Genomic DNA, 9,362 nt, shown 5'->3' on the forward strand with positions numbered 1-9,362 from the left:
CCCCCCCCCCCCCCCCCCCCCCCCCCCCCCCCCCCCCCCCCCCCCCCCCCCCCCCCCCCCCCCCCCCCCCCCCCCCCCCCCCCCCCCCCCCCCGCTCCCCCCCCCCCCCCCCCCCCCCCCCCCCGGTCCGGGTCACTGCTCCGGGACCGGCATGCGTCCAGGTGGCTCCGGTTCGGCGGTCGGCAGGTACCGGCCGACGAGGAACTTGTAGAAGGCCCCGCCGACGACGGCTCCGATGAACGGTCCGACGATCGGCACCCAGAAGTACAAGTTGCCGTACTGGTCCCGCCAGGCCCCGCCGTAGCCCGTGAGGAAGCTCGCGAGCCGCGGGCCGAAGTCGCGGGCCGGGTTGATCGCGTAGCCCGCGTTGGTGCCCCAGGCCATGCCGATCGCCACGACGATCAGGCCGATGATGAACGGCGCCAGGTTCGCGCCCGGCGGCGTGTTGAGCAGGTCGGTGACCGCGAGGACCAGCAGCATCAGGATCGCGGTGCCGATGATCTGGTCGCGGAAGGCCCCCCACTCGTACACCGGCAGGTTCGTGTTGCCGTTGGCGGGGAGGGTGGAGAAGACGCCCTGCGTCTTGATGGTGTGGCCGGGGTCCGCCTTGGCCAGGGCCTCGGTGTAGTTCCAGCGCACCAGCAGCGCGGCGACGAAGGCGCCCGCCGTCTGTGCGACGGCGTAGGGGGCGACCTTCTTCCAGGGGAACCCCTTGAAGACCGCGAGCGCCACCGTGACCGCAGGGTTGATGTGCGCGCCGCTCAGGCGGGCCGCCACGTACACGCCGAGGGTGACGCCGAGGCCCCACGCCCAGGCGATGCTGTCGTGGTCGCCGAGGCCGCCCGGGGGATCCGTCAGGGCCCCGCCGGCGACGACTTGGGCGACGACGCCGCAACCGAACAGGATGAGAATCATCGTCCCGGCGAATTCGGCGGACAGTTCGCCGACCAGCCCGGACCGCTTCAATCGCTCAGCCATGGAAGTCCCGCTTCCTGCCGGCCCAGGACCGGCGATAGCCGTGGGTCCCGTCGTCCGCGGGGCGCCGCGCCCGCGGCGCCCCGCGGACGACAGGTCCTGGTCCTCCGGCTTCCACCTGCCGCCCGGAGGGGGCGCAAGGTGATCCCTGCCCAGAGTGCAGCACCCGGTCCGACCCCGCACCCGGGAGAGCCGCGCCCCTCCCGCCCGCCGCCTGGGCACAAGCCGCGGTGCGGCCGGCCGCGGATGGGTAGCGCGCCGGGCCGGCCTGAGTACGACCGCCCATGCCCCGGACGCGGCCCGCCGCCGACCATGGCCGGAACGCGGTGGGGAACACCGCGGTGGAGAACGGAGACCCGCCATGCTCAGCCGCCTCGCCGACGCCCTCGTGCCCGCGTTCGGCCGCCTGTCCGTGACCGCGCACACCGCGGCGGACCTCGCGCCCGGCAGCATCATCGCCGCCAACCACACCTCCCTCGCCGACCCGGCCGTCGTCCTCGCCGCCCTGCGCCGCCTAGGAGCCGAACCGGTCGTGATGGCCGCCGCCGGGCTGTGGCGGATTCCCGTCCTCGGCCCCCTCCTCGCCCGCGAGGGGCACATCCCCGTCCGCCGCGGCCACCGCAGCGCCGCCGACGCCCTGGACCTGGCCGAAGCCGCACTGGAACGCGGCAGGCTCGTCCTCCTGTACGCCGAAGGAGGCATCCCCACCCGCCCGGACGCCGGCGAGGCCGCGCCCGGCGCCTTCCGCAGCGGACTCGCCCGGCTCGCCGAACGCACCGGCGCGCCCGTCGTCCCGCTGGGCCAGGCCGGAGCCCGGCGCGTGACCTCCGGCAGCGCGGCCAAGCAGATCGCGGGCCTGGCCACAGCGCCGCTGCGCCGCCCCGGACTGCACGTCCACGTCGGGGCGCCGGTCGGCCTCACCGGTGACAGCGCCGCCCGTACCCGGCAGGCACACAGGGCCGTCACCGAAGCCTGGCGGACGGCCGCGGCCCGTCTCGGCGAGCCGGCCGCGCTCGCGGCCTGACGGCCGCTCGGAAAATCGCCCACCGTACCCGACGGGCGATGCGTTTGAGCCGAATTCCCGGATCCGGTCGTACGCCGCCGCAGGATCGGTAGCGTCCGGGTACGGAAGATCCGGTGCCGCATGAACGGCGAGAGCAGTACGGAGGACGGCCATGGCCAACGTGGAAGTTTCACTGAAGGAAGCGATGACCGCGATCGACGGTGCGCTGGGGGCGGCGCTGGTGGACTACACCAGCGGTATGGCCCTGGGCACCCTCGGCGGGGGCAAGGACCTGGACCTGACGGTCGCTGCGGCGGGCAACACGGACGTGATCCGGGCCAAGGTCCGCACCATGGAGATGCTGGGGCTCCAGGACGACCTGGAGGACGTGCTCATCACACTCGGCGGCCAGTACCACCTGATCAGGCTGCTGCGCAGCCGCACCGGCGCGGGCCTGTTCCTCTACCTGGTGCTGGACAAGGGCAAGTCCAACCTGGCGATGGCCCGCCACCAGCTCCGCCGCATCGAGGCGGAACTGGAGCTCTAGCGGCGCGTGCCCACCGGCCCACGCATGCCCATGACTTGAAGAAGTCTTCAAGTCCACACATCCGAAACCGGTCAACTTCGGGGGCGCGCGGGCCGGCAGGACGCGACGATGGTGGGGAGGCCGTGCCCGGGCGGGGCGCGCGGCCGGTAACGGTCCGAGGAGCAGCAGGAGCGTCGTGGGTATGCAGGTGCCGCTGTACCAGGCGAAGGCCGAGTTCTTCCGGATGCTCGGCCACCCGGTCCGCATCCGGGTCCTGGAACTCCTGCAGAGCGGGCCCATGCCCGTCCGGGAACTGCTTGCCCAGATCGACGTCGAGGCGTCCAACCTCTCCCAGCAGTTGGCCGTCCTGCGGCGCTCGGGCATCGTGGTGTCCACCCGCGAGGGCTCCACCGTCACGTACGCGCTGGCGGGCGGCGATGTCGCGGACCTGCTGCGGGCCGCGCGCCGCATCCTGACCGAGATGCTGGCCGGGCGGAACGAACTGCTCGCCGAGCTGAGGCAGAGCCCGCCGAGCCATCCCGAACCGGCCCCGGCCCGCACCTGAGCGGGCCGGGACGGAGGGACGGGGCCGCGGTGCCCCGGGGAGGCGTCAGCCCAGCGGTGGGGACGGCTTCAGGCAGCGCGGCCGGTGGCTCCCATGGGATCCGGGCCGTCCCGTGGCTCCCGTCGCGCCCGGGATTCCGTCCAAGTCGTCCTGGCCGTCCGCGCCGTCGCCTCCGGCAGGTCCCACCGGCCCCACCAGCCCCACGAGGCCCATGGGCCCCACAGGCTCCCTCTGGCACATGGTGCGGTCGTCCCCTCCTGCCGTCTGGGATGGACGGATCAGCCTGGGGATTTCGTCCTGACGGGTGCACGGCCGCCTACCGTGCGTGGCCGGCGCCCCCGCCCCGTTAACCCTCCCCGATCCCTTCCTTAAGCCCGCCTCAAGATCGGGGCGGCGGGGCCCGGACGGGCGTTCTGCCCGGTTCCGGATCGCTAGCGTGCTGCCCCGTCCCCCCGTCCCCGCACCGATGAGGCAGGCAGACATGACCCGGAACTCCCACCGCCGCAGGCTCGGCGGCAAGGCCAAGGCGGCCGGCGCGCTCGCGCTCACGGCAGCCGTCGGCGGCACCGCGATCGCCCTGACCGGCACCGCCCAGGCCGCGTCCGCAGGCGCCGCCTTCACCCGGTCCAGCAGCTGGTCCACCGGCTACACCGGCCAGTACGTCATCACGAACACCGGACGGGACGCCCTGAAGGACTGGACCCTGGAGTTCGACCTGCCCGCCGGCACGACCCTCTCCTCCCTCTGGAACGGCGAACAGACCGTCAGCGGCAGCCGCGTCACCGTCAAGCCGCCCCGCTGGGCCACCGAGGGCCTCGGCCCCGGAGCCTCCACCACCGTCGGGTTCGTCACCTCGGCGCAGAGCGCCCCGGGCAACCCCACGGGCTGCCTGATCAACAAGGTCACGTGCGGCCCCGGCGGCGGTCCGGCGCCCAGCCCCAGCGGCCGCCCCACCACCGCCCCCACCGCGACCGCAGCCCCGACCACGCAGCCGACGACCGGGCCCACGGCCACGGCCTCGCCCACCACGCCTGCACCGAAGCCCACCGCCACCTCCACCGGCCGCCCGCCCGGCGGCACGGGCGCCCGCTTCGCCCCGTACGTGGACACCTCGCTGTACCCGGCGTACGACCTCCTCGCCACCGCCGACCAGACCGGCGTCAAGGAGTTCAACCTGGCGTTCGTCACCTCGGGCGGCGGCTGCACCCCGATGTGGGGCGGCACCACCGCCCTCGGCTCCGACCGCGTCGCCTCCCAGATCGCGGCCCTGCGCGCCAAGGGCGGCGACGTCCGCGTGTCCTTCGGCGGCGCCGCCGGCTCCGAGCTCGCCCTCACCTGCTCCTCCGCGGCCGAGCTGGCGGCCGCTTACGGCAAGGTCGTCGAGGCGTACGGGCTCACCAAGGCCGACTTCGACGTGGAGGGCGCCGCCCTGCCCGACAAGGCCGCCAACACCCGTCGGGCCCAGGCCGTCGCGCTCCTGCAGAAGAAGCACCCGGGGCTCGACGTCTCCTTCACCCTGCCCGTCATGCCGGAAGGGCTGACCCAGCCCGGCGTCGACCTCCTCGCCGACGCCAAGCGCAACGGCGTGGCCGTCTCCGCCGTCAACGTCATGGCCATGGACTACGGACCGGCGTACAGCGGCGACATGGGCGCCTACGCCATCCAGGCGGCCACCGCGACGCAGGCGCAGGTCAAGGGCGTCTTCGGGCTGTCCGACGGCGACGCGTGGAAGAAGGTCGCCGTGACGCCGATGATCGGCGTCAACGACGTGGTGACCGAGATATTCACCGTCGAGGACGCCGGACAGCTCGCCGACTTCGCCCGCGCCAAGGGCCTGGGGTGGCTGTCCATGTGGTCCGGGGCCCGGGACAAGCAGTGCCCCGGCGGTGCCAAGAACCAGGCCGACGCCACCTGCTCCTCCATCCTCCAGGAGCCGCTGGCCTTCACTAAGGCCTTCGCCGCCCGCTCCTGACCGGGCGGGGTCCCCGTACGGCCGCCCCCGCAGGGGAGGGGCGGCCGCCCCCGCCCCGCCCCGCCTCCCGGCCGCGCCCGGAGCGCGCGAACGGCCGGCCCTGGGCCACCATGGTCCCGTGGGAGACACACCGGCGCGGGACTCCGGTGCCGGCAACCGCCGGCTGGGCGAGGCGCTGCTCGACCTCCGCGCCGCGGCCGGCGCGTCCATCGGCATGCTCTACCTGCCGGCCCCCGAGCAGGGCATGCTGCACCTGGCGCTGACGATCGGCGTGGCCCGCGAGTTCGCCGTCCACTGGTCCCGGGTCGGGCTGCGGGACCCCGTCCCCGTCGCCGACGCCGTCCGCGAGCGGCGGCTGGTGTGGCTGGGCGGCCAGGAGGAGACGGCGAGCCGGTACCCGCGCCTCGGCCTCGTCGTCCCCTACCGCTTCGCCCTCGCCGCCACCCCGCTCGACAGCGGCCCCGACGCGGGAGCGGCGGAGGGCGCCGGGCTGGTCATGCTGTGGCCCGGCTCCCACGGGCCCGAACTCGCCGAGCGCGAACGGCAGGCCCTCGCGGCCGGGTGCGCGCGCCTGGCCGGCATCCTGTGCCGGGCCGCCGACGAGGGCCACCCCGTGCGCGCGGCCGCCCACCCGGTCATTCTGGCGCCGCGGCCGCCGCCCACCCCGGGCCCCGTCGAGGCGGCCGCCGCCATGGCCTTCATCCGGCGGCTGCCCGGGGGCAGCTGCGCACTGGACCTGAACGGGAAAGTCACCTTCATCACCCAGGAGGCGGCCGACCTGCTCGGCTCCCCGGTCCGGCGGCTCGTCGGCGCGCTGCCGTGGGAGGCCCTGCCCTGGATGGACACCCCCGCCATCGAGGAGCACTACCGGGCGGCCATGATGAGCCGGCTGCCGCGCAGCTTCACCGCCGTCCACCCGGCCGGCCACCGGGTCCGCTTCGACCTCCACCCGGACGACTCGGGGATCAGCGTCCGGATCACCGCGGGCGACGGGCCCGCCGCCCAGGGCGACCTAGGCCCCGACACGGCCGTCGAACCGCCGCCCGCGGCGGCGCCCGCCCGCCCCGCGGCACCGGGCGCCGGGCCGGAGGAGAGGGCGGCGCCCGGCCCGAGCCGCGCCACCGCCCTCTACCAGCTGATGCACCTGGCGGCCATCCTCACCGAGGCCGCGCACGCCCAGGACGTCGTCGACAAGGCGGCCGACCAGCTGGTGCCCGCGCTGGGCGCCCAGGCCATGGCCCTGCTCGTCGAGGAGGAGCGCCGGCTGCGGATCATCGGCCACCGCGGCTACACGGACGAGGTCATGGCCCGCTACGACGGCCTGCCCGTCACCGCCGAGAGCGCGACGACCGAGGTCCTCCGCACCCGCACCCCGCTCTTCTTCGAGAACCCGGCCGAACTGCTCGCCGCCTTCCCCGGCACCGACATCGAGGACGGCATGCGCGCCTGGGGCTTCGTCCCGCTCATCACCTCGAACCGGCCGGTGGGCTGCCTCGTCCTCGCGTACTCCCGCCCCCGGCCCTTCGCGGCGGGGGAGAAGGCCGTCCTGACGTCGATCGCCGGCCTGATCGCCCAGGCCCTGGAGCGGGCCCGGCTCTACGACTCGGCCTACCAGCTGGCCCGCAGCCTCCAGACCGGGCTGCTGCCCCACGACCTGCCCCACGTCCCCCGCCTGGAGGTCGCCGCCCGCTACCTGCCCGCCGGTCACGGCCTGGACATCGGCGGCGACTTCTACGACCTGATCCACATCGACGCCACGACGGCCGCCGCCGCGATCGGCGACGTCCAGGGCCACAACGTCGGAGCCGCCGCCCTGATGGGCCAGGTCCGCACCGCCGTCCACGCCTCGGCCGGCGCGCCGCCCGCCGAGGTCCTGGCCCGCACCAACCGGCTGCTCACCGACCTGGAACCCGGCCTGTTCACCAGCTGCCTGTACGCGCACATCGACCTCGGCCGCCACCGGGCCCGCCTGGCCACCGCCGGGCACCCGCCGCCCCTGCTGCGCCGTGCCGACGGCACCGCGGAGGTCGTCGCCCTCCCGCCCGGGCTGCTGCTCGGCATCGACCCCGACGCCGGCTACACCGCCGCCGAGATCCCCTTCGAACCGGGATCCCTGCTCGCGCTCTACACCGACGGGCTCGTCGAGAGCCCCGGGACCGACATCGAGGAGAGCATCGCCGGCGCCGCGGCTCACCTCGCCCGCACCGCCGGGGACCGGCCCCTCGAAGCCGTCGCCGACGACCTGGTACGGCACGCCCGCAGCCGGATGCCCGCGACCGACGACCTGGCGCTCCTGCTGCTGCGCTCCCGCCTGCCCGGCGACTGAGCCGCCGCCCGCACCCGGTCGGGGACTGCACCGACCACTTCCGGACAGGGGTGGCCGTGTTCCTGACCACCCGCAGAACCGATCCCGCCGACTTGCCCGCCCGCCCCACCGCGCCCGTCCCGGCATCTCCCGCGGCAGGCGGAGGCGGGATTTCCCTTGTCCGGCAAGGGAACGCCCCGTCGCAGCCGCCTCCGGCGACCGGCCGGAGGTAACGCACGGCGGCGCCCGGGATACGCGCCGTCGATCTCCCGGTACGCCCACGATGGCCGGATATCGGCGTTTGCGATGGACATGGCTGGCAGGATGCGCTGCACGTTACTTGCAGGTAGCGCATTTCCCCCCAACCAGAAGGCCCCACGTACGTGCGTATTCTCGCCAGACGGCTCCTGCTCCCCGGCCTCACGACCCTGGCGCTGACCGCCACCGGCTGCTCCTCGGCACCCCAGCCCGCCCCGGCTCCCCCCACCTCCCTCGGACTGCCCGCCGCCCCGGCCACCGTCGCCGACGGTACGCAGCAGCTCGAGGTCGCCGCGGCCCCGCAGGACGAGCCCGCCTCCACCGGCATGGCCCGCGTCGGCGCCGGCAAGGGCACCCCGGAGAAGGCCGCGCTGAAGGTCGCCTCCTTCGACAAGGCGACCGGAAAGGCCGTCATAGCACCGGCGCCGAAGGCGCCCGCCCCCTCGAAGGACCCCAAGGGGTCCGCCCCCGCGCAGAACACGCCGTCGCCGGGCGGCTCCCCGAGCGGCTCCGCCGCGCCGGACAAGCCGGTCGCCGTCGGCGACGTCATCGCCAGCGCCCCGGTGCCCGGCGCCCCCGACGGCCTCCTCGCGAAGGTCACCGAGGTCGGCCGGAAGACCGACCGCGGCACCGAGGTCAAGACCGCCCCGACGACGCTGTCCGCCGTCCTCAACGACGACAAGGCCGACGGCAAGGTGCCCGTCGACCCGTCCACCGTCACGGTCGAACCGCTGATGAAGGGCGTCACCTTCTCCTGGGCCAAGAGCGAGGGCCTGAAGTTCGGCCCGGAGGGCGCCAAGCTGCCGCTGGGCAACCTGCGCCTCGACGTGAACGCCCCCATCGAGACGGCTCCGGGCGCCCCCGTCTCCGCGGGCGCCTCGGTGTCCGGGTTCGTCCGGCTCGCGCCCACCGTCGAGTTCGCCTACGACGGCTCCGGCGGCACCGGCCCGCGCGGCGCGTTCCTCGGCATGAGCGGCGACTGGGCCTCCCAGTGGAGCCTCAAGGGCCATGCGGCCGCGACCACCGGCGGCCCGAAGCGGATCCCGTTCGCCAAGCTGCACAGCGCGCCCGTCATCCAGGTCGGCCCGGTGCCCGTCGTCGTCAACCTGGACCTGACCTGCTTCATCCAGGTGGAGGCCGACGGCCGCGTCACGCTGGAGGTCAAGCAGGACGTCAAGGGCGACTTCCGCGTCGGCGGCAGCTATGCGTCCGGCAAGGGCTGGACCCCCGTCAGCACCTCGAAGGTGGAGAGCACGCCGGTGACCGCCGAGGTCGCCGCCGCCGGCAAGGTCAAGGCCGCGCTCGGAGCCGAGGCCGCCGTCGGCCTGTACGGGGCCGTCGGCGTCTCCGCCGAGTTCGCCCCCTACCTGCGAGGCGAGGGCGACGTGAAGGCCGCCGCCTCCAGCGACGGCAAGGCGTCGGTCAGCGGTGCCTGGGCGCTCTACGGCGGCTTCGACCTGAGCGGCAACCTCCAGCTCCAGCTGTCGCTGTTCGGCACGCCGATCTTCGAACGGCGCATCCCGCTCGGCTCGCTCAACCGCGAATGGCACCTGGCCGGCGGCAAGGCCGCCGTCCAGCGCGGCTGACGACGTCCTGGGCACAGGCCCCGGACGGCAGGGCGGGGGGGGGGGGGGGGGGGGGGGGGGGGGGGAGGTGGGGGTGGGGGGGGGGGGGGGGGAGGGGGTGGAGGTAATTAAGGTAGTGCGTGAGCTGACCTCACTGGGTCTGAAGGAGGCGAAGGACCTCGTCGACGGCACC

The 9,362-nt window shown here is 74.9% G+C and carries 7 protein-coding genes and 1 pseudogene; 7 read left to right on the top strand and 1 reads right to left on the bottom strand.

What is annotated here, in order from left to right; translation table 11 throughout:
- Positions 1-132: 132 nt before the first annotated feature.
- The gene (locus ACZ462_RS31455) at positions 133-978 is read right to left on the bottom strand and encodes an MIP/aquaporin family protein (protein ID WP_467809437.1); all 846 of its coding nucleotides are present in this window, start codon (positions 976-978) and stop codon (positions 133-135) included.
- A gap of 358 nt (positions 979-1,336) precedes the next feature.
- Here ACZ462_RS31455 and ACZ462_RS31460 point away from each other — a divergent pair, with 358 nt between their 5' ends.
- The 7 genes and pseudogenes from ACZ462_RS31460 to ACZ462_RS31490 form a co-directional block, all read left to right on the top strand.
- On the top strand, positions 1,337-1,999 hold the full coding sequence (locus ACZ462_RS31460; protein WP_467809436.1) for a lysophospholipid acyltransferase family protein: 663 nt from the start codon (positions 1,337-1,339) through the stop codon (positions 1,997-1,999).
- 151 nt (positions 2,000-2,150) lie between these two features.
- Positions 2,151-2,525 (top strand): hypothetical protein, encoded by a 375-nt coding sequence (locus ACZ462_RS31465; protein ID WP_189811913.1) that lies wholly within the window; start codon positions 2,151-2,153, stop codon positions 2,523-2,525.
- Between the two features lie 181 nt (positions 2,526-2,706).
- A complete protein-coding gene (locus ACZ462_RS31470) occupies positions 2,707-3,069 on the top strand; it encodes an ArsR/SmtB family transcription factor (RefSeq protein ID WP_467809440.1) in 363 nt (120 codons plus the stop codon).
- Positions 3,070-3,550: 481 nt separating this feature from the next.
- A complete protein-coding gene (locus ACZ462_RS31475; RefSeq protein ID WP_467809435.1) occupies positions 3,551-5,041 on the top strand; it encodes a glycoside hydrolase family 18 protein in 1,491 nt (496 codons plus the stop codon).
- A 118-nt stretch (positions 5,042-5,159) separates the two neighbouring features.
- Entirely contained in the window at positions 5,160-7,367 is a 2,208-nt protein-coding gene (locus ACZ462_RS31480; protein ID WP_467809434.1) for a SpoIIE family protein phosphatase, read from the top strand.
- 362 nt (positions 7,368-7,729) lie between these two features.
- A complete protein-coding gene (locus ACZ462_RS31485; protein ID WP_467809432.1) occupies positions 7,730-9,190 on the top strand; it encodes a hypothetical protein in 1,461 nt (486 codons plus the stop codon).
- Between the two features lie 37 nt (positions 9,191-9,227).
- Positions 9,228-9,362: pseudogene (locus ACZ462_RS31490) on the top strand (ribosomal protein L7/L12); the annotation flags it as partial.

This window comes from Streptomyces sp. NPDC031121, assembly GCF_055570615.1.

What these genes read in the sequence shown, in the direction of transcription:
- ACZ462_RS31465 (WP_189811913.1), top strand. Translation starts at nt 2,151, where the DNA reads ATGGCCAACGTGGAAGTTTCACTGAAGGAAGCGATGACCGCGATCGAC.
- ACZ462_RS31470 (WP_467809440.1), top strand. Translation starts at nt 2,707, where the DNA reads ATGCAGGTGCCGCTGTACCAGGCGAAGGCCGAGTTCTTCCGGATGCTC.
- ACZ462_RS31460 (WP_467809436.1), top strand. Translation starts at nt 1,337, where the DNA reads ATGCTCAGCCGCCTCGCCGACGCCCTCGTGCCCGCGTTCGGCCGCCTG.
- ACZ462_RS31455 (WP_467809437.1), bottom strand. Translation starts at nt 978, where the DNA reads ATGGCTGAGCGATTGAAGCGGTCCGGGCTGGTCGGCGAACTGTCCGCC.
- ACZ462_RS31475 (WP_467809435.1), top strand. Translation starts at nt 3,551, where the DNA reads ATGACCCGGAACTCCCACCGCCGCAGGCTCGGCGGCAAGGCCAAGGCG.